We start from the raw sequence: 20,518 nt of genomic DNA, 5'->3' as shown, positions 1-20,518 counted from the left end.
CCGTTTCGGCCGCAGGGGCCCAACCGTGCCGGCGTGCCGCGCGCCAGGAATGCCCGGCCCGGTGCGGTCCCAGGGGCGCGCTCAGGCTGACTGGCCGTTCGCGGGATGGCATCCTGGCCGTTTCGGGCAGCCGAAACCTACGGGTAACAGAGCTCGCCTACAATGGGCAAAACCGCGAGAAAGGCAAGGTCATGGCACACGTCAACGAGAACTACGGAAAACTGCCAGGAAGCTATCTCTTCTCGGAGATCGCACGGCGCACGGCGGCGTTTGCCGCGAAGCATCCCGATGCCGATCTGATCCGCATGGGAATCGGCGATGTGACGCGGCCGCTTGCGCCGGCGGTCATTGAGGCCATGCACCGTGCCGTGGACGACCTGGCGACGGCCGAAACGTTCCACGGCTACGGTCCCGAGCAGGGCTACGCCTTCCTGCGCGAGGCCATCGCCCAGGGCGATTTCGCGGCGCGGGGCGTGAGCGTCGATGCTGATGAGATCTTCATCTCCGACGGCGCCAAGTCGGATTGCGGCAACATCGGCGACATCTTCGCCACCGACAACGTCATCGCCGTGTGCGACCCGGTGTACCCCGTCTACGTGGACTCCAATGCCATGGCTGGGCGCGCCGGCGACTACGACGAGGCGTCCCAGCGTTGGGAGAACATCGTCTACATGCCCACCACGGCTGAGAACGGCTTCTGCCCGGCGCTGCCCGAGGTGCCCGTGGACATCATCTACCTGTGCAGCCCGAACAACCCCACCGGCACTGTGCTCACGCGCGATCAGCTCCAGACCTGGGTGGACTACGCCAACGATTGCGATGCCGTCATCATGTTCGATGCGGCCTATGAGCGCTTCATCGTGGATGCCGACGTGCCCCACTCCATCTACGAGGTGCCCGGTGCCGAAACCTGCGCCATCGAGTTCCGCTCGTTCTCGAAGACCGCCGGCTTCACGGGGGCCCGCTGCGGCTACACCGTGGTGCCGCGGGCTCTCGTGCGCGGCGGGCAGAGCCTGCACGATATGTGGAATCGCCGCCAGTGCACCAAGTTCAACGGCGCCTCCTATGTGATCCAGCGCGGAGCCGAGGCCATCTACACGCCGGAAGGCGCGCGCCAGGTGGGCGAGACTATCGCGTACTACCAGGACAACGCCCGTCTCATCAGAGAAGGGCTGGAGGCGGCCGGCTACACCGTGTACGGTGCGGTGAACAGCCCCTATATCTGGTGCAAGACGCCCGAGGGCATGGGATCGTGGGAGTTCTTCGACCGGCTTTTGAACGAGGCGGCCATCATTACCACGCCCGGGGCCGGCTTCGGCCCGGCCGGCGAGGGCTACGTGCGCTTGACCGCCTTCGGCGAGCGGGCCGACGCCGAGCGGGCCATGGAGCGCATCCGCGCCCTCGGTTAGCGGTACCACTCGAGCGCGCTCCCCGCCGCGCGTCCGCGCCCTCAAAGCTTGCCCTGCACGTGAAACGCCCCCGCAATCGCGGCTTTCGCCATGATTGCGGGGGCGTTGTCGTGCCGGGGGATAGGGGCTTCGCGCGAGCGCCCGACTGCCGCGGAGGGTTACAGCTCCACTTCGCCGGTAAAGGCCTCCTCGGCCGGGCCGGTCATGATGACGTGGTCGGTCTCGTCCCAGAGAATATGCAGGGTGCCCCCGCGCAGGCGCACGTCGTTCTCGCGCTCGGAGCGCCCGGTGAGGGCCGCGGCCACCAGCGTCGCGCAGGCGCCGGTTCCGCAGGCCATGGTCTCGCCGCAGCCGCGCTCGAAGACGCGCATGGCGATGCCGCTATCATCCATGCAGGCGAATTCCACGTTGGTCTTCTCGGGGAAGGCGGGATGGCTCTCGAAGTAGGCGCCCACGGCGTCCACGTCGAAGGTGTCCAGCGACTTCTCGCCGCCCTTGAACAGATGGGCGGGCAGCGCCTCCCAGTCGTCGATGAGGCACACGGCGTGGGGGTTGCCCATGGACACACCGACGAAGGCGAACGAGGGGCCGGTGGGGTAGGCCAGCGTCAGTGCCGTGGCGGAAGAACGCGCCTGCCCATCGCAGGGGCGCGTGGCGCGCTCTTCTAGCACTACGGGCCAGGCCTCGTCGGCCGCGGCGGCATTCAAGGGAACCTCGGCGGCCGCCAGAACGGGGGCGCCCATGTCCACCTGGGCCATGGCAAGCTTGCCGGCCTCGTCCATCGTGAAGCGGATGGCACGCGGCCCGGCCAGGGTCTCCACGGTCAGGCTGCCGCGCGCGGCATCCACGATGCCGCGGTCCACCACGTACTTCGCGAAGCAGCGCACGCCGTTGCCGCACATCTGGGCCAAGGTTCCGTCGGCGTTGATGTAGTACATGAGCCCGTCGCAGCCCTCGAGGCGGGCGGGGCGCACAAGAATGACCCCGTCGGCCCCGATGCCGAACCGCCGGTCGCACAAGTGCTTCACCTGGTCAATCGACACATCCATCGTCTCGTCGCGGTCGTCGAAGAACACGAAGTCGTTGCCGAGCCCGTGCAGCTTCGCGAAGGGGTAGCGACCCGCAACGCCTGCTCCTGTTATCTCCATGGTCATCACCTTTCCCTGAATATCTCGTCGCGCGCGCCTAGGCATAGAAGAGGATCTCATTGTACGACGGCACGGGCCAATCGCTGTCGGGCACGAGAATCTCCAGGTTGTCCACGGTCTCGCGCAGGCTCTCCATGAGCGGCAGCAGCTCGTGGGCGTTGGCGTTCGCCGCGGCCTGGGCGTCGTCGATCTTCACGATCTCCCTGTGCTTGGCGGCCAGGGCATCGAACTTCTCCTGGGCGTCGTTCAGTCCGTCCATAATACGCGCGAGCTGGGCTTCCTGGGCAGATGTGTTGGCGGTGGGCATGGCTGTCTTCACCGAGGTGATGTGGTCGGCCACCTTAGCGGCATAGGCGCTGATGGCCGGCAGGTACAGCCGCCGCATCATACGTCGCATCACGCGGGCCTCGATGTTGATGAGCTTGTTGTACTTCTCCAGCTTCACCTCGTAGCGGCTGCGCACCTCGCTTTCGGAGAGCACGCCGAACTCCTCGAACAGCTCGATGGACTTCGGCGCCACGAAGCAGGGCAGCGCATCAGCCGTGGTCTTGTGGTTGGCCAGGCCGCGACGGGCGGCCTCCTCTTCCCACTCGGCGGAGTACCCGTTGCCGTTGAAGATGATGCGCTCGTGATCGCGCAGGGTCTGCTTCACGTAATCCCAGGCCGCCTGTACGAACTCGTCGCCGGTCTTGCCCTCCAGGGCGTCGGCGAAGTCCTTCAGCGATTTTGCCATGGCCGTGTTCAGCACCATGTTCGCGTCCGACAGGTTCACCGCCGAGCCAGGCATGCGGAACTCGAACTTGTTGCCCGTGAAGGCGAAGGGGCTCGTGCGGTTGCGGTCGGTGTTGTCCTTCTGGAAGTTGGGCAGCACGCTTACGCCGAGGTCCATGGACACGCGGTCTGCCTCGCTGTAGTCGCGGCCCTCGATGAGCGCGTTCACGACCGCTCCCAGCTCGTCGCCGAGGAACATCGAGATGATGGCCGGGGGCGCCTCGTTGGCCCCCAGACGATGATCGTTGCCCGCGCTGGCCACGGTCATGCGCAGCAGTTCCTGGTAATCGTCGACGGCCTGCACCACGCCGGCGAGGAACACCAAAAAGCGCAGGTTGTCCATGGGGTGCTCGCCCGGGTCCAGCAGGTTCTTGCTGCCAGCCGAGATGGACCAGTTGTTGTGCTTGCCCGACCCGTTCACGCCCTCGAAGGGTTTCTCGTGCTGCAGGCACACCAGGCCGTAGCGGCTGGCCAGAAGGCGCATCTTCTCCATGGTGAGCAGGTTCTCGTCGATGCCGCGGTTGGCTTCGGAATAGATGGGTGCCAGCTCGTGCTGGGCCGGAGCCACCTCGTTGTGCTTGGTCTTAGCGGGCACACCGAGCATCCACAGCTCGTCGTCGAGCTCCTTCATGTAGGCGCTCACGGTGGGACGGATGGCGCCGAAGTAGTGCTCCTCCAGCTCCTGGCCCTTGCAGGGGGAATAACCGAACAGGGTGCGTCCGGTGAGCATGAGGTCCATGCGGCGCTCGTAGTCCTTCTCGGAGATGAGGAAGTACTCCTGCTCGGCGCCGACGTTGGTCACCACGCGCCCCGCATCCTCCTCGCCGAAGAGCTCCAGCACGCGGCGGGCCTGGGTCTCGATGGCCTTCATCGAGCGCAAAAGCGGCGTCTTCTTGTCCAAAGCCTCGCCGGTATAGCTGCAGAAGGCGGTGGGAATGCAGAGCACGTCGTCTTTAATGAAGGCGTAGGAGGTGGGGTCCCAGGCGGTGTAGCCGCGGGCCTCGAAGGTGGCGCGCAGGCCGCCGGAGGGGAAGCTGGAGGCATCCGGCTCGCCCTGAATGAGCTCTTTGCCCGAGAAGGTCATGATGGCGTGGCCGTCGGAGGTGGGGTCCACGAAGGCATCGTGCTTCTCGGAGGTGATGCCGGAAAGCGGCTGGAACCAATGGGTGTAGTGGGTGGCGCCCTTCTCGATGGCCCATTCCTTCATGGCGTGGGCCACCACGTTGGCCACCTCGGGCGCAAGCGGCGCGCCCTCCTTGATGGTGTCCATGAGCTGCTTGTAAGTGGCTTTGGGCAGGCGCTCGCGCATGGTGGACTCGTTGAACACAAGGGAGCCGTAGATCTCGGGAACGTTCGTCATGGGAATCTCCTTTTCTGTAGGCGGTGCTCAGAGCGAATACAGGTGAAACGACAGTAAAGCGACAGGTGGAACGACAGGTACGGCAGCGGGTCGGCCTAGTGGGCGTACAGGCCGCCGTAGGGGCGGGCGCTTGCGGCACGCAGGCAGTACCAGCTGCCCGGGTCGCCGCCCAAGGGCGGGCCCTCGCTCGCGAAAGCCTCGTCGTAGGCGGCGAGCAGCGCGGCAAGCTGAGGGATGTCCTCCTCTCCGACAGGTTCCTGGATAAGGCCGTCCATGATGCGCTCGGTGCTTAAGGGATGGCGCAGGTAGATCACCCCGCCGTGCATGCCGGTGCCCACATAGTCGCCGGGCGTGCCCCCGATGACGATCACGCCGCCGGCCATGTACTCGCCGAGGAAGGCGCCGGCATCTCCGCCGATGACGATGGCCGGGCGCTTGCCTGCGTACTCCTTCATGTGGATGCCCGCGCGCCAGCCGCAGTCGCCGCGCACGAGGATGGTGCCCCCGCGCATGGCGTAGCCGGCGGCGTCCCCGATGCGCCCGTGTACGACGATGGCGCCGTCGTTCATGGTGTTGCCCACCTGGTCCTGGCCGTTGCCGTGCACGACGATGGCGCCGCCATCCAGGTAGCAGCCCAAATCGTTGCCGGGAGTGCCGAGGATGTCGAGCGATTTGCCCGCGGGCAGCGCGCAGCCGAGGTAGCGCTGGGCGTTCGCATCGCGGACGACGACGGCATCGGCGCCCGCCAGGGCCTTCCGCACCTGCTCGTTGGCCTCCTTGAAGTGGGCGAGCCCGAGAGCCACCTCGCCTGTGGCCGTCCCGCCGGCCAAGGCCGCCGTGCCTGCGGCCGCCTCGGCTTTCCCGGCGTCCAGGGTGTGGGTCGCGTCGGTCATGGCTTCCTCCCGTCCTACTCGCCGGCGTACTTCACGCCGAGGATGTCCAGTTCCTTCTCGTTGAGCCCCACGCCGCGCAGCATCAGGCGGTTGCCCCGCAGGCTGTCCACGGCGTTGATGCCCATGCCGCCCATCATCTCCTGAATCTCGGCGGTCCACGCCCGCACGAGGTTCACCACGCGCTCGGCCGCCTCCTCGGGCTGCAGCCGCTCGGTGAGTGCCGCACGCTGGGTGGCGATGCCCCAGTTGCATCGGCCGCTCGAGCAGTCGCGGCACTGATGGCATCCCATGGCGATGAGGGCCGCCGACCCGATGGAGCAGGCGTCGGCCCCCAGGGCGATGGCGCGCACCACGTCGGCGGAGTTGCGGATGGAGCCGCTGGCCACCAAGCTCACCGTGGAGCGGATGCCCTCGTCGCGCAAACGCTGGTCGATGGCGGCCAGGGCCAGCTCCACCGGAATGCCCACCGCGTCGCGGATGCGCTTGGGGGCGGCGCCGGTGCCCCCGCGCAAGCCGTCCACCACGATGATGTCGGCGCCGGTGCGGGCCATGCCGCTGGCGATGGCGGCGGCATTGTGCACGGCGGCGATCTTCACCGCCACGGGCTTGCGGTAGCCGGTGGCCTCCTTGATGGAGAAGATAAGCTGACGCAAATCCTCGATGGAGTAGATGTCGTGGTGCGGTGCCGGGGAGATGGCATCGCTGCCCTCGGGGATCATGCGGGTGCGCGACACCTCGCTGTTGATCTTCTCCCCGGGCAAGTGTCCGCCGATGCCGGGCTTGGCGCCCTGGCCGATCTTGATCTCGATGGCCGCTGCCGTGTTCAGGTAGTGCGCGTCCACGCCGAAGCGCCCCGACGCCACCTGGGCGAAGGCGTGGTCGGCGAAGGGCTCCAGGTCGCGGTGCATGCCGCCCTCGCCCACGTTGAAGAAGGTGCCCAGCTCGGTGGCGGCTAAAGCCAGGGCCTTCTGGGCGTTCAGCGAGATGGAGCCGAAGGACATGGCCGAGAACATGATCGGCGCATCGAGCTTCAGCTGCGGCGGCAGGGGCTCCACCACCCGCCGCTCGCGCTCGTTGATCTTGAGGATCTCGGGCCGGCTGCCCAAAAACACCCGGGTCTCCATGGGCTCGCGCAAGGGATCGATGGAGGGATTGGTCACCTGGCTCGCGTTCAGCAGCAAATGGTCCCAGTAGATGGGGTAGGGGGCGGGCGTTCCCATGGACGACAGCAGCACGGCGCCGGTCTGGGCCTGCTTGGCGATGTCGGCCATGGCCTCGGCCGTCCAGGTGGACGAGCCGGTGCCCATCTGGGGCCACGGCCGGATAGTCAGGGCCAGCTCGGGACAGAACACCACGCAGCGCTGGCAGTTCACGCAGGCGCGGGAGTTGATGACGATGCGATCGGGGTCTTTCCGCAGGCGGTGCACGCCGTTGGCGCAGGAGCGCACGCACTGGGCGCAGCCGGTGCAGGCCGCCTCGTCGCGCACGACCCGGTAGCGGGGGAGCACGCAGTTGGTCGTAGCATCCATGGCGCTCACGCCTCCCTTCTCTTGCGGGGCAGCACGCCCACTTCGTGTTCCAGCGGCCAGTCGCGCACCGCCCGGTTCTCCGCGGCCTCGCCGGCCTTGGCGGCCGCCACATCGTCGCGCTGCACCACGAAGGGCACGCCGCCCTCGATGGAGCGCACGTTCTCCGCGTCGGGGCACACCACCTGGATGGCCGCCTGCTCGCTGGCCAGATACACTATCGGCCCCTTCTCGGCCACCATGAGCGCCCGCAGCTTCAAGCGGTCGTTCAGGGCCAAAAGCCCCTCCTCGGAGCCCACGATGATGGAGAAGGGCCCGTTCACGAGCGCGCTGGCGTACACCGTGCGCAGCGCCGTCTCGAAGGCGGCCCGGTCGGGTTCCATGGCGTCGATGTCGCGCCAGGAGGGGGCTGCCATGATGTGGGCGGCCATCTGCTGGGACAGGCCGTGGCGGCGGGCCAGAAGGTCGAACAGGTAGGTGATGACCTCGGTGTCGGTCTGCAGCTCGCAGTCGTAGCCGAACTGCTCCACGTAGCGGCGGTTCGCGTCGTAGCTGGAAATCTCGCCGTTGTGGACGACCGACCAGTTCAGCAAGGTGAAGGGGTGCGCCCCGCCCCACCAGCCGGGCGTGTTGGTGGGGAAGCGCCCGTGGGCCGTCCAGGCCCAGGCGCGGTAGTCGCCGATGCGGTAGAACGCGCCGATGTCCTCGGGGTATCCCACGCCCTTGAACACGCCCATGTCCTTGCCCGACGAGGCCACGAAGGCGCCCTCGATCTTCCCGTTGATATGGAAGACGTGCTGCATGGTGTACTCCGCCTCGTCCAGCCCGCTCGCGGCCAGGCGCATGGGATGCGGCGCCATGAAATAGCGCCAGATGTCCGGCGGGTTCTTGATGGCCGGGTGCTCCTCGGTGGGAATGCGCTCCTGCTTCTCGCAGAGGTAGAAGTGCTCCAGATAGGCCTCGGCGGCGGCGCGGGCCTCGCGGCTCTCGTACATAATATGGAAGGCGTACAGGTCGGCGTAGTCGGGGTAGATGCCGTAGGCGGCGAACCCGCCGCCCAGCCCGTTGCTCCGATCGTGCATGAGCGCGATGGAGCGCAGGATGTCGCCTCCGTCGTGGCGCGCGCCGCTGCGATCCATGATGCCCGCGATGGCGCAGCCCGAGGGGATGCGAACCTCGCCCTCGCGGGGAATGTTCCTGCGTGTCATAGCTGCGACTCCTCGTTCGTGGTTTTCAGCGTCCCCATGCTAGGCCCCCAACGTTACGCGGGAGGGTCAACTTTGTTTCCGCTTGGTACGGGTCTTGTTTCCAGCGCATTTCCTCCCGGCCCGCGCGCCTCTGCACCCGCGTTTGTCGGCTACCATGGGAGACCGCCGATAAGAAGGACGGCCCCAATACGTCGTTGGAGGAGCGATGCGCGCCATGGAAACCGTTGTCTGCGAAATGCCCGATGCCCTGGAGGAAGCCTGCGGTGTATTCGGAGTGTACGCCCCCGGCGAGGATGTGGCCCGCCTCGCGGGCTTTGGTCTGCAGGCCCTGCAGCATCGGGGCCAGGAGAGCGCTGGCATCGCCGTGGGGGATGGGGAGACGCTGCGCTGCCACAAGGATGTGGGCCTGGTCACCCAGGTGTTCGACGATGCGGTGATGGAAGAGCTGGGCGGCTCGCTGGCCGTGGGGCACGTGCGCTATTCCACAAGTGGGGCCGCCTCCTCGCGGGATGCCGCCCAGCCCCACCTGTCGACCATCGATGCGGAGTCCATCGCCTTGGTTCACAACGGCACGCTCCTCGGCACCGAGGCGCTGCGAGCGTCGCTTGAGGCCGAGGGGGCCGTCTTCGCCGCGGGCACCGATAGCGAGGTGGCGGCCCACGTCATCGCGCGGGCGGTCCGCCGGGCCGGATCGGTGCGCGAGGGCATACGGCAGGCCATGGATGTGCTTGAGGGCGCCTATGCCATGATCTTGGCCACGCCCCGGGCCCTCTACGCCTTCCGCGACCCGCACGGCATTCGCCCGCTGTGCATCGGGCGCCTGCCCGAAGGCGGCTGGGTCGTCTCCTCTGAGACTTGCGGGCTCGATATCGCGGGCGCGGCCTACGTGCGCGATGTGGAGCCGGCCGAGGTGGTGCGCCTCGGGCGCGAGGGGCTGGTCGCCGAGAGCGGGCGAGCGGCGCCGCGGCGCGCCTCCTGCATCTTCGAGTACGTGTACTTCGCCCGCCCCGACAGCATCATCGACGGGCAGAGCGTCTACCAGGCGCGCCGGGCCATGGGGGCCATACTCTCGGCGGAGGCCCCCGTTCAGGCCGACGCGGTGATCGGCGTGCCCGACTCCGGGACGCCGGCGGCGGTGGGCTATGCCGAGGCGAGCGGCATTCCCTACGCCTTCGGCATCGTGAAGAACCATTACGTGGGCCGCACCTTCATCCAGCCCACCCAGGCCATGCGGGAGCGGGGCATCACCCTGAAGCTGAACCCGCTGCCCAGCGTTATCGCGGGCAAGCGCCTCGTGGTCATCGACGACAGCATCGTGCGCGGCAGCACGAGCCGCCAGCTGGTGTCCATGCTCTACGAGGCGGGGGCGGCCGAGGTGCACCTGCGCATCGTGAGCCCGGAGGTGCGCTGGCCCTGCTTCTACGGCATCGACACGGCCACCCGCGATCAGCTTCTGGCCGCCGGGCGCACCACCGAGGAGATGCGGCAGTGGATCGGCTGCGATTCGCTGGCCTTCATCTCCCTGGAAGGGCTGCACCGGGCTGTCGGCGGAGCGCGTCACCAGGGGTGGTGCGAGGCGTGCTTCACGGGAAGCTACCCGGTGCCCCGCCCGCTGTAGCGCCGCGCCCCCGGCAGCGCCGTTTCCAGGTGCGCGGACTCCCTTGGCCGCGCCCGCCCCTTCGAGAGGCGCCCCGGCACCCCTTGACGATTTTATGCCGCTTTGGCGTTGAGCGGGTAACCGGGGCGCCCTTCCGTCATCATGTCCCTCTCGTACGCGGACAATGGGTTCCGTGGGCGGTACGGTATGTGCGAGACCGCGTGTGAGAGAGGGAGGCCCATGAACAAGGACGCGCTGGTAATCGGATTGGCGCTGTTCGCCATGTTCTTCGGGGCCGGCAACCTCATCTTCCCGCCGTTCCTCGGCCTGGAATCCGGCGATCAGTGGCCCATCGGCCTTGCCTGCTTCGTCTTCGTGGACGTGGTCATCTCCTGCATCGGGGTCGTGGCTATCAACCGCGCCGGCGGCTCCATCCTCTCCATCGAGGGGGTGCTGGGCAAGCGGGCGGCCCTCGTGCTGAACACCGCCGCCATTTTGTGCACTGGCGTCATCATCGCGAGCCCCCGCACGGCCGCCACCACCTACGAGATGTCCATCGCCCCCTTGCTCGGCGACCAGATCGGCCTTCTGCCCTTCTCGCTGCTGTTCTTCGCCGTGGTGCTGCTGCTCACCCTGCGCCCCGTCCGCATCGTGGACATCGTGGGCAAGGTGCTCACCCCGGTGCTCGTAGCCGGCATCGTCGTCATGGTGGCGGCCGGCATCGCCACGCCGCTCGGCCCCGTGGGCGCTCCCGAGACGGCCACGGTGGTGGCCGACGGCATCTCGGCGGGCTACCAGACCATGGACATCCTCGCCGTGGTGGGCTTCGCCCTCATCGTGCAGGAGTCGGTGCGGGCCGCGGGCTATGCCGACGGGAAGAGCCAGCTGTCGGTGACGGCCCGGGCGAGCCTGGTGGCCTGCGTGCTGCTGACCCTGGTCTACGGCGGCCTCACCTATCTGGGGGCCACGGCGGCCACGGTGGTGCCCGCCGATGTGAACCAGGCCACCCTCATCACCCTCATCACCGAGCAGCTCATGGGGCGCACCGGCCTCATGGTGCTCGGCGTGGTGGTGGGATTCGCCTGCCTGACCACGGCCGCGGGGCTCGTCGGAGCTACAGCGGCCTACGTGGAGCGCATCACCGACCGGCGCGTCGGCTACCGGGCGGCTCTCATCACCGTGGTGGTCATCGCCCTGCTCATCTGCAACCTGGGTCTTACCACCATCATCAGCCTGGCGGCCCCGGTGCTGTCGGTCATCTGCCCGCCGTTCATGATCACCGTGGTGCTGCTGCTGTTCCGCCGGCATATCCGCTCCACCTGGACCTTCAAGGGGGCCGCCCTGGCGGCCGTGGGGGCGAGCCTGCTTCTGACCGCCCACGACCTCACCGGCGCCCTCGCCTTCGTGGAGGCCGCGCCCCTCTACGTCTTCGGCTTCAGCTGGCTGCCCCCGGCCCTCATCGGCGCTGCGGCCGGCGCCCTTCTGGGGCGCCGGTTCGACGGCAGGGCGCCCCTTCCGCGGCCCTGATCGGGCGGCCCGGGGACGCCGAATTTTAGTGCAGGTGCACAACCACCCGTACCCTTTTACCGAGCATTAGCCCCTCCATCAGGGAAAGGGACGGCCCGGGACGCGGTTCTTTGCTATGGTAGAGCGAAGATCTTCAGGGTCTTGCCCGGGCGGGGCGGATAGATTCCGCCGTATCGGGCCGAAGAGAAGGGTAAGGAGGATCCTGTATGGAACTCAGTCTCGGACTGCTCGGCTTCCTCATCGTGTTCCCCCTCATCGTCGCAGCGGTACTCTTGTTCGTGCGCCATGACGGCCCGCGTCGGGTCATCGTGTGCGCGGCGGCAGCGGTCATCGCGGCGGCGTCGGTGGCGCTCGTGGTGATGAATCTGGGGACGGCCACCGTCTTGTTCTCGTTCGAGAGCGAGGTGGTCGACTTCGTCTGCACGGGCATCTCGGCGCTCATCGCCGCAGTCATCATCGCGTTCGGTGTGCGCTACAAGAACGCCCTGGCCATCGCCCTGGCCGCGGTGCAGATCGTCGGCACGCTCGTGCTGGAATTCGTCTTCGCCCACGAGATCGAGGTGCCCTACGGGCTCTACTTCGACTCGCTGTCGCTGCTCATGGCCTTCATCATCGGCGTTATCGGCAGCGGCATCTGCGTGTACGCCCTCGGCTATATGGAGGACTTCCAGGCCCACCAGCCCGAAGGCGCCGCCGATCGCCGCCCGCTGTTCTTCGCCCTCATGTTCGTGTTCCTGGCGGCCATGTTCGCCATCGTGTTCTCGAACAACATGGAGTGGATGTTCACGGGCTGGGAGGTCACCACGGTGTGCTCCTTCCTGCTCATCGGCTACACCCGCACCGAGGAGGCCATCAACAACGCCTTCCGCCAGATCGTCATGAACCTGGCCGGCGGCCTGGGCTTTCTCGCGGCCCTGTACTCCTGCGCCATCACCGTGGGCACGTTCTCGTTTTTGGACTTCCTCGTCATCGGCGTGAACGAGCCGGCCATCGTCACCTTCGCCGTGACGGCCCTGGCCTTCGCCGGCATCACGAAGGCGGCCCAGATGCCCTTCCAGACCTGGCTTCTGGGCGCCATGGTGGCCCCCACCCCCACGAGCGCCCTGCTGCACTCGTCCACCATGGTGAAGGCCGGCGTGTTCATGCTGGTGAAGCTGGCTCCGGTGCTCGCCGTGGCCCCGGCCCCCTCCATCATGGTCATGCTCGTGGGCGCCATCACCTTCGTGCTCTGCTCCTTCATGGCCATCTCCCAATCCAACGCCAAGCGGGTGCTGGCCTACTCCACCATCGCCAACCTCGGCCTCATCACGGCCTGCGCCGGCGTGGGCACCCCCGAGGCTGTGTGGGCAGCCACCTTCCTCATCCTGTTCCACGCCATCGCGAAGTCGCTGCTGTTCCTGTGTGTCGGCACCGCCGAGCACCACATCGGCAGCCGCGACATCGAGGACATGGATCTCCTGTTCGACCGCATGCCGCGCCTGGCCCGCTTCATGATGCTCGGCATCATGGCCATGTTCATCGCCCCCTTCGGCATGCTCATGGCGAAATGGGCCACGCTCGTGTCCTTCGTGGACGCCGGCCAGGTGGCCCTCATCGTGATCCTCGCCTTCGGTAGCGCCGCCACGTTCATGTTCTGGGCCAAGTGGCTCGGCAAGCTGGCCGGCATCGCCGGCTCGCCGGAGAACGTGGAGACGACCGTGAAGCCCACGGAGTGGACGGCCCTGCTGCTCATGGCCTGCCTGCTCGTGCTCGGCTGCGTGTTTCTGCCCCTCATCTCCGCTGCCGTCGTGGAGCCCTACATCTTCGGTGTCTACGGCACCGTCGGCCAGGACATCTCCGCCGACAACCTGTGGCTGGCTTCGCTGTGCACCGTCATCGTGGTCGTCGTCCTGTTCGCCGGTGCGGGCGCCAAGCCCAAGGGCCGCACGGTGGACGTGTACCTGGCCGGCGTGAGCCGCGACGGCGATGCGCGCTCCTTCCAGAACGCCCTGTCCGGCACTGCCGAGGCCACGACGCGCAACTGGTACATGGAATCGGTGTTCGGCGAGGCCCGCATCGCGCCGGTGGGCGTGGTGTTCAACTCGCTCATCATGGTGGCCGCGTTCGTGGTGGCCTTCGTCGTGACCCCGTTGGTCTTCTAGGAAGGGTGTGATTGAGATGACTTTGCTGACGACCCTGATCGGCACCCTCCTGTTCGCGCTCGTCGCGCCGGTGGTCGGGTGCCTGCTCGCCGGCCTCGACCGCATTATCTCGGCCCGCATGCAGGGCCGCGTGGGGCCGCCGCTTCTGCAGCCCTACTACGATGTGCGCAAGCTCTTCGAGAAGGAGCGCGCCAGTGTGAACGCCGTCGAGCGCGTCTACGTGGGGGCGGCCCTCCTGTTCGCCGTGCTCGCCGGCGGCATCTTCTTCTCCGGCGGCAACCTGCTTCTGTGCGTGTTCGTCATCACGCTCTCCAGCCTGTTCTTCATCATGGCGGCCTATTCCACCCGCAGCCCCTACGCCGAGGCGGGCGCGGCCCGCGAGACGCTCCAGGTGATGTCCTACGAGCCCATGGTGCTGCTCATGGCCGTGGCGTTCTTCCAGGTGACCGGCTCCTTCGATGTGGCCGCCGCCTTCGGGCTTCCGCATCCGGCGGTGTGCACCATCGGCCTGGTGTTTCTGGGGGTGCTGTTCATCCTCACCATCAAGCTGCGCAAGTCGCCCTTCGACCTGGCGCTGTCCCACCACGCCCACCAGGAGATCGTCCGCGGCGTGACCACTGAGATGAGCGGCTCGACCTTGGGTCTGGTGGAGATCATGCACTGGTGCGAGAACGTGCTGTTCATGGGCTGGATCGGTCTGTTCTTCGTCTGGGGCGGCCCGCTTTCCCTCATCGCGGCGCTCGTCGCTGTGGCGGTCGTGTACTTCCTGGAGATATGGATCGACAACAACTTCGCCCGCGTGAAGTGGCAGTTCATGTTCAAGTCGGCGTGGCTCGTGGCCCTCGTGGCCGGCGGCGTGAACATCGCCGTGCTGGCGTTTCTGTAAGGAGGGACGAAAATGGCATTCGCATCGAAATCGCCCTGGGTCATCCACTACGACGGTTCCAGCTGCAACGGCTGCGACATCGAGGTGCTGGCCACGCTCTGCCCCGGCTTCGACGGCGAGCGGTTCGGCGTCATCAACACCGGCAACCCCAAGCATGCCGACATCTTCCTCGTCACCGGCAGCGTGAACGAGCAGAATATCGGCGTGGTGCGTGAGATCTACGAGCAGATGCTGGAGCCGAAGGTCGTCGTGGCCTGCGGCATCTGCGCTTGCTCGGGAGGGGTGTTCCACGACTGCTACAATGTCATCGGCGGCGTTGACAAGGCCATTCCCGTGGACGTGTACGCCCCCGGCTGTGCCGTGCGCCCCGAGCAGCTCATCGACGCCATCGTGGCCGGCGTGGCCAAACTCGACGAGAAGTCGGCGGCGATGAAGGCCGCCAAGAAGGGAGCGTGAGCGCCCATGGACCGATTCAGCCAAGTGTTCAACGAGGTGCCCCTGGCCGAGGTGCACGATCTGGCCGCCCGCCGCGCCGAGGAGGGCTGGCGCTATGTGCAGATCCTCGCGGTGAACACCGAGGAGGGCATCGATCTGGTGTACTCCTACATGAAGGACGGCCTGCTGGAGAACGACACGGTCGCGGCCGTGGGCGCCGATGATGCGGTGCCCTCCATCACCGACCTGTTCCTGGAGGCCTTCGTCTGTGAGAACGAGATCCACGACCTGTACGGCGTGGCCATCGAGAACATCGCCATCGACTTCGGCGGCATGTTCTACCAGCTGGCCGAGAAGGCCCCCATGACCGTGGTGAGCCCCGAGCAGCTGGCCGCCCGCGAGAAGGCGAAGAAGATCGCCGCCGCCAAGGCCGCCAAGGAGGCCGCGGCCCAGAAGGAGCAGGCCGCACCGGCTGCTCCTGCCACCGTCGCCAGTCCCACCGAAGAGGAAATTCAGGCCAAGATCGCCGGGCTGGATCCCGAGAAGGCCGCCAAAGTGCGCGCGGCCATGGAGGCCAAGGCCAAGAAGGCCGCCGCGGCCGCTGTCGAGACGGCCCCGGCCACTTCGGCCCCGTCGGCGGCGCTGACCGAGGAGGAGATCCAGGCCAAGATCGCGGGCCTCGATCCGGAGAAGGCCGCCAAGGTGCGCGCCGCTCTGGAGGCGAAGGCCAAGAAGGCTGCGGCCGCAGCCGGGAAGGGGAAGTAGCATGGGCAAGGCGACCGTCATTCCCTTCGGCCCGCAGCACCCCGTGCTGCCGGAGCCTCTGCACCTCGATCTGGTGGTGCAGGACGAGACCGTCGTGGACGTGCTCCCGCAGATCGGGTTCGTGCACCGCGGCCTGGAGAAGCTCGTGGAGACCCGCGACTACAACCAGTTCATCTACATCGCCGAGCGCATCTGCGGCATCTGCGCCACGGGCCACTCCATCGGCTACGCAGAGACGGTGGAGTCGCTCATGGGCGTGGAGATTCCCAAGCGCGCCGAGTACCTGCGCATCATCTGGCACGAGCTGTCCCGCGTGCATTCGCACCTGCTGTGGCTGGGCCTGGCCGCCGACGCTTTCGGCTTCGAGTCCATGTTCATGCACTGCTGGCGTTTGCGCGAGCGCGTGCTCGACCTGTTCGAGAAGACCACCGGCGGCCGCGTGATCCTGTCTGTGGTGAAGGTGGGCGGCGTGGTGCGCGACATCGACGCCACCCAGATGGCCGAGATCATCGCGGTACTCGATGGGCTGAAGGACGACTACACCAAGATCATGAACACCCTGCTCACCGACACCTCGGTGAAGAACCGCACCGTGGGCGTGGGCCACATCTCCACCGAGGATGCCCGCTCGCTATCCATGGTCGGTCCCTTCGCTCGCGCCTCCAACCTGCCCTACGACGTGCGCTCCTTCGGCAAGGGGGCCTATGGCGACCTGGCCGACTTCCAGCCCATCGTGGCCACCGAGGGCGACTGCTACGCCCGCGTGAAGGTGCGCTGCCTGGAGGTGCTCCAGTCCATCGAGATCATCAAGGAGCTGGCGGCGAAGATCCCCGCCGGCGATATCGAGGTGGCCGTGAAGGGCGCCCCGGCCGACGGGGCCCAGGCCTCCAACGTGTTGGAGCAGCCCCGCGGCGAGTGCTACTACTACGCCCGCGGCAACGGCTCTAAGAACCTGGAGCGCATGCGCATCCGCACGCCAACCTCGCAGAACCTCGCCGGCATGACCGTGGCCCTGAAGGGATGCGATCTGGCCGACGTGAACATGATCATCCTGACCATCGACCCCTGCATCAGCTGCACGGAAAGGTAGGCCGCCATGGGAAGCTTCAAACTGGGGGGCATGACCTTCGGATCGCTGTTCAAGAAGCCGGAGACCCTGCTGTACCCCCTCGAGACCAAGCCGGCCCCGGCCGGTCTGAAGGGTCACATCGTCAACGACGCGTCCCTGTGCATCCTCTGCGGCATCTGCGCCAAGGCCTGTCCGGCCGATGCCATCGTCGTGGAGAAGAAGGAGCGCACCTGGGCCATCGACCCGTTTCGCTGCGTCCAGTGCGGCAGCTGCGTGCGCGCCTGCCCCAAAGCCTGCCTGCATATGCTGCCGAGCTATACCCCCATCGCCACAGCGCAGTCGTGCACGGTGGTGGAGGTGCCCGATCCCAAGGCCTCGGCCTAGGGGAGCGGTCGGCCCTCGGCCGGGCGCCTCGCATTTCCCCGTCGGCCGTCGGCCGATGCCGGTCATGGTGACGGAAAAGTAAGGTGAACGGGGCGTTAAGTTTCGTGGCGATGCTCTGTGGGCGCGGGGCATCTGATAGAATTGCATCAGCTGGCATGACAGTCCGGGCTCCTCGGGGAGTCCGGACTTTTTGAGAAGAGGAAGTGCATTCTATGGCCGAGAACGCGAAGAACCCCCGGGGAGCCGCCGACGAGGTGTCTCACAAGGTCTTCACCGTGGCCAACGTGATCTCCCTCATCCGCCTGCTCATGGTGCCGCTCTACCTCGCCCTGCTGCTGCAGGGTCTCAATCTGGCCGCCACTCTCGTGTTCGCCACGGCCGCGGCCACCGACTTCCTCGACGGGCAGATTGCCCGGCGCACCCACACGGTCACCCGCTTGGGCCAGCTGCTCGACCCTGCCATCGACCGCATCCTCATGATCACCGGCGTGCTCGGTGTGTTCCTCGTCGGCCGCATCCCCTTGTGGGTCATCGTCGTCGTGGTGGTGCGCGACGCCTACCTGCTCATCGGCGGCGGCTGGCTCATCTCCCGCTTCCGTATCCGCGTGCCGGTGGTCTATCCGGGCAAGTTCGCCACCACCTTCCTTTTCATCGGGTTCTCGGGGCTGCTGCTCAACTGGCCTCTCGTTCCCGGCCTGGGCTGGTGCGACCTATCCTGGCTGCCCGGCTTCAACGGAGCTCCCGTGTCCTGGGGCATCTGGTTCATCTACGCCGGACTCGTGCTCTCGCTCGGAGTGACCGTCTACTATACCGTGGCCGCCGTGCGGCAGCTGCGGGACGCCCTCGCCCGGGAAAGGCTCGCCGGTCATGGCGCCGCGTAGGGAAGGGGAGGGCCGGCCGGTCCGGCCCACGCGCCGCAAGGCCCCCTCGTCGCTGTCCATGCCCTCGGTGCGGGACGACCGCGCCTCGCGCGGGGCGCGGGATGCCTCCGGATCGCAGCGATCCCGCGCGGAGGGAGCCCCCGCCCCGCGGCGCCCCCGCCCCGAGGCGGCCGACGCTGCCCGCGGCTCCCGTTCGATCGAGGGCGATCGCGATCGGGTTGCGGATCGGCGGCCCCGGCCCGCTCGGCCCGCCCCGTCTTCCATCGGAGCCCATCGCGCCGTCGCCGCCGAGGGCGGCCGGGGCTCGCGGCCGGCGGTCCCGGCCCGGCCCACGGGCCGCCCCGATCGCACGCCCCGGTCCCGGCCGGCCGCGCAGCGCCCCTCGGCGGCCGACGGCGGCCGACACGGCCGGGGGAAGAAGAGGGCGTCCGACTACGACGCGCCCCGCGTCCAGCCCTCCACTATTCGCGGCCGTCGCCGGCGCGGGCTGCCCGCGGCTCTGGCCACGCTGCTGCTCATCGGGCTCCTTCTGGGGGGCGCCTACGGTGCCGACCGCGTCATCAACGAGAACCGCATCTACGCCGGTGTGTCCATCGGCTCGGTGGACGTGTCCGGCATGACCCTTGAGGAGGCCCGCGCCGCCGTGAGCGGCGCCTACGGCGATCGCGCCAGCCGCGGGCGGGCCATCGTGTTCGCGAGCGAGGAGGCCGCGGCCTCTGTGGACGTGGGCACCGAGCTGGCCGAGCAAGAGGCCCAAGCCGAGCAGCTCTCGGTGGAGGAGGCCCGGGCCGATAAGCTGCTGTGGGTGGCCGAGGCCGGCACCCTGGGGGCGCATCTGCCCGTGAGCGAGCTTGTAGACGAGGCCTTCGCCGTGGGGCGCGACGGCGGCATCGCCGAGCGTTGGTCGGCCCTCGTCGACGGCGCTGCTGTGCCCGTGCGCCTGGCCTTCGACGACGATGCCGTGGAGACTCTCGCCGCCGACATCGACGCCACCATCGGCGAGCCGCGCCAGGATTGGGACGTGGCCGTGGAGGAGGGCCAGGTGCGCCTCGTGGAGGGCCACGAGGGCACCATCGTCGATCGCGATCACTTCACGGCGCTGCTCACCGAGGGCTTCCTCGGCGACGCTCCGGAGGCCGTCTCTTTCGTGGCCGAGGCCGCCTGGGCGCCCCTGCGCATCGACGAGGCCGCCGCCGAGCGTGCCCGCGCCGCCGTGCAGGCGGCTCTCGACGGGGGTGCCACCTTTACCTTCGAGGGCACGTCCTGGACCCTGTCCGGCGCCGAGCTCGGCGCCTGGATGGATACCGAGGTGCGGCCGTCCGGCGACGGCTTCGTGTTGGCTCCCGTGCTCGACGAGCAGGTCGCCCGGGCCGATCTGGTGGCCCGCATCCGCGACGCCGGCTTCGCCTCGGCGGTCACCGTCTCCTTCAAGAAGGCCGACGGGGAGGTGTGGGTGTCCACGGGGGCCGGCTCCCGCTACCCGCTCGTGGCCGAGGCGCTCACGGCGGCCCGCGAGGCGCTGTTCGGAGAATTCGACCGGACCGGCGCACCTGTCGCCGGTCCGGTGGCCGTGGAGATCGGCTGGGGGGAAGCCCCTGAGCGAGCCACTTTCGACGAGGCCGTGGAGCTGGGGCTCATCGGCGAGATCGCCACCTTCACCACCGAGTACAACGACGGCCCCGGCACCGCTAACCGCCGCCACAACATCCACCACGCGGCCGACCGCCTGACCGACTCCATCGCGGCCGCCGACGGCGGAGAGTGGTCCTTCAACGACGTCATGGGCGAGGCCAACGAGGCCAACGGCTTCCAGGCCGCCAACGCCATCGTGAACGGCGAGTACGAGGACGCCATCGGCGGGGGTATCTGCCAGGTGGCCACCACGGTGTTCAACGCCGTCTTCGAGTCCGGCTTCCCCGTGACCGAGCGCCGAAACCACTCCCTGTACATTTCCAGCTATCCCACCGGCCGCGATGCCGCCATCGCGTATCCTGATCTGGATCTGGCGTGGGTGAACGACAGCTCCTCCGACGTGCTCGTGCGCACCCGCTACACCGACTCGACCCTCACGGTCTCCCTCTTCGGCATCGATCCGGGCTACGTGGTCACGGCCGAGACCGGCGACTGGGAGGCGGGCGATCCTTTCAAGAAGCGCACGAAGGTCGACGAGAACGAGCCGGCGGGCACCCACTACGTGAAGACCAAGGGGGCCGACGGGCGCCGCGTCACGGTGCACCGCACGGTGCGCGACCGCTCGGGCAACCTGCTCCACCAGGAGGACTTCGCTTCGAACTACGCGCCCGTCGACGAGGTGGTCGTGGAGGGCCCGAATCTTCCGGGCACCGAGCGCGAGCCCGACGAGCCCGAGAGCACCGAGCCGCCGCCCGAGGAGGGCCGCCCCTGGGATGAGGTGGTGGCCGGCGCCGCGCGCGAGCCCGAGGAAGAGGATGCAGGGGAAGAGGACGGAGGGGCCGGGGAGCAACCCGGGCCATCGGATGATGAGGAATAGGAGGACAGC

The 20,518-nt window shown here is 67.8% G+C and carries 16 protein-coding genes; 11 read left to right on the top strand and 5 right to left on the bottom strand.

Annotated features, from left to right (window positions below; genetic code table 11):
• Positions 1-191: 191 nt before the first annotated feature.
• On the top strand, positions 192-1,409 hold the full coding sequence (locus tag AAK988_RS07795; RefSeq protein ID WP_242369989.1) for an LL-diaminopimelate aminotransferase: 1,218 nt from the start codon (positions 192-194) through the stop codon (positions 1,407-1,409).
• A gap of 158 nt (positions 1,410-1,567) precedes the next feature.
• On the opposite strand, the gene dapF is transcribed toward AAK988_RS07795, so the two are convergent.
• From dapF to AAK988_RS07770, 5 genes are all read right to left on the bottom strand, one after another.
• Positions 1,568-2,557 (bottom strand): diaminopimelate epimerase, encoded by a 990-nt coding sequence (gene dapF, locus AAK988_RS07790; protein WP_242369990.1) that lies wholly within the window; start codon positions 2,555-2,557, stop codon positions 1,568-1,570.
• 37 nt (positions 2,558-2,594) lie between these two features.
• Positions 2,595-4,688 carry a glutamine synthetase III family protein gene (locus tag AAK988_RS07785; RefSeq protein WP_160324413.1) on the bottom strand — a complete coding sequence of 698 codons (2,094 nt, stop codon included), beginning with the start codon at positions 4,686-4,688 and terminating at the stop codon, positions 2,595-2,597.
• 95 nt (positions 4,689-4,783) lie between these two features.
• Positions 4,784-5,581, bottom strand: coding sequence for a GltB/FmdC/FwdC-like GXGXG domain-containing protein (locus AAK988_RS07780; RefSeq protein WP_242369991.1), 798 nt, complete (start codon positions 5,579-5,581; stop codon positions 4,784-4,786).
• A gap of 14 nt (positions 5,582-5,595) precedes the next feature.
• Positions 5,596-7,110, bottom strand: a complete 1,515-nt coding sequence (locus AAK988_RS07775; RefSeq protein ID WP_369872646.1) for a glutamate synthase-related protein — start codon at positions 7,108-7,110, stop codon at positions 5,596-5,598.
• 5 nt (positions 7,111-7,115) lie between these two features.
• A complete protein-coding gene (locus tag AAK988_RS07770; protein ID WP_369872438.1) occupies positions 7,116-8,315 on the bottom strand; it encodes a class II glutamine amidotransferase in 1,200 nt (399 codons plus the stop codon).
• Between the two features lie 214 nt (positions 8,316-8,529).
• On the opposite strand from AAK988_RS07770, the gene purF reads away from it, so the two are divergent.
• The 10 genes from purF to AAK988_RS07720 all read left to right on the top strand — a co-directional run bounded on the left by purF (position 8,530) and on the right by AAK988_RS07720 (position 20,509).
• Positions 8,530-9,933: an amidophosphoribosyltransferase gene (gene purF, locus AAK988_RS07765; RefSeq protein WP_135969868.1), complete on the top strand. Its 1,404-nt coding sequence runs from the start codon at positions 8,530-8,532 to the stop codon at positions 9,931-9,933.
• 219 nt (positions 9,934-10,152) lie between these two features.
• Entirely contained in the window at positions 10,153-11,439 is a 1,287-nt protein-coding gene (gene brnQ / locus AAK988_RS07760; RefSeq protein WP_369872437.1) for a branched-chain amino acid transport system II carrier protein, read from the top strand.
• A gap of 206 nt (positions 11,440-11,645) precedes the next feature.
• Positions 11,646-13,580 carry an NADH-quinone oxidoreductase subunit 5 family protein gene (locus tag AAK988_RS07755; protein ID WP_369872436.1) on the top strand — a complete coding sequence of 645 codons (1,935 nt, stop codon included), beginning with the start codon at positions 11,646-11,648 and terminating at the stop codon, positions 13,578-13,580.
• Between the two features lie 16 nt (positions 13,581-13,596).
• Positions 13,597-14,466 carry an NADH-quinone oxidoreductase subunit H gene (locus AAK988_RS07750; RefSeq protein ID WP_369872645.1) on the top strand — a complete coding sequence of 290 codons (870 nt, stop codon included), beginning with the start codon at positions 13,597-13,599 and terminating at the stop codon, positions 14,464-14,466.
• Positions 14,467-14,478: 12 nt separating this feature from the next.
• Entirely contained in the window at positions 14,479-14,922 is a 444-nt protein-coding gene (locus AAK988_RS07745) for an NADH-quinone oxidoreductase subunit B family protein (protein WP_135969865.1), read from the top strand.
• Between the two features lie 6 nt (positions 14,923-14,928).
• On the top strand, positions 14,929-15,666 hold the full coding sequence (locus AAK988_RS07740) for an NADH-quinone oxidoreductase subunit C (RefSeq protein WP_369872435.1): 738 nt from the start codon (positions 14,929-14,931) through the stop codon (positions 15,664-15,666).
• 1 nt (position 15,667) lies between these two features.
• A complete protein-coding gene (locus AAK988_RS07735; RefSeq protein ID WP_136433022.1) occupies positions 15,668-16,756 on the top strand; it encodes a hydrogenase large subunit in 1,089 nt (362 codons plus the stop codon).
• 6 nt (positions 16,757-16,762) lie between these two features.
• On the top strand, positions 16,763-17,119 hold the full coding sequence (locus AAK988_RS07730) for a 4Fe-4S binding protein (protein ID WP_369872434.1): 357 nt from the start codon (positions 16,763-16,765) through the stop codon (positions 17,117-17,119).
• Positions 17,120-17,331: 212 nt separating this feature from the next.
• Positions 17,332-18,000 (top strand): CDP-alcohol phosphatidyltransferase family protein, encoded by a 669-nt coding sequence (locus tag AAK988_RS07725; RefSeq protein WP_369872433.1) that lies wholly within the window; start codon positions 17,332-17,334, stop codon positions 17,998-18,000.
• On the top strand, positions 17,987-20,509 hold the full coding sequence (locus tag AAK988_RS07720; RefSeq protein WP_369872432.1) for a VanW family protein: 2,523 nt from the start codon (positions 17,987-17,989) through the stop codon (positions 20,507-20,509). Before AAK988_RS07725 ends, AAK988_RS07720 begins: the two co-directional genes overlap by 14 nt.
• The last annotated feature ends 9 nt before the right edge of the window (positions 20,510-20,518 follow it).

The organism is Adlercreutzia muris, assembly GCF_041223505.1.
In the GTDB taxonomy this organism is placed as follows: Bacteria; Actinomycetota; Coriobacteriia; order Coriobacteriales; family Eggerthellaceae; genus Adlercreutzia; species Adlercreutzia muris.
The sequence above is the reverse complement of the archived record's forward strand: the minus strand, read 5'-3'. Positions and strand labels throughout refer to the sequence as shown.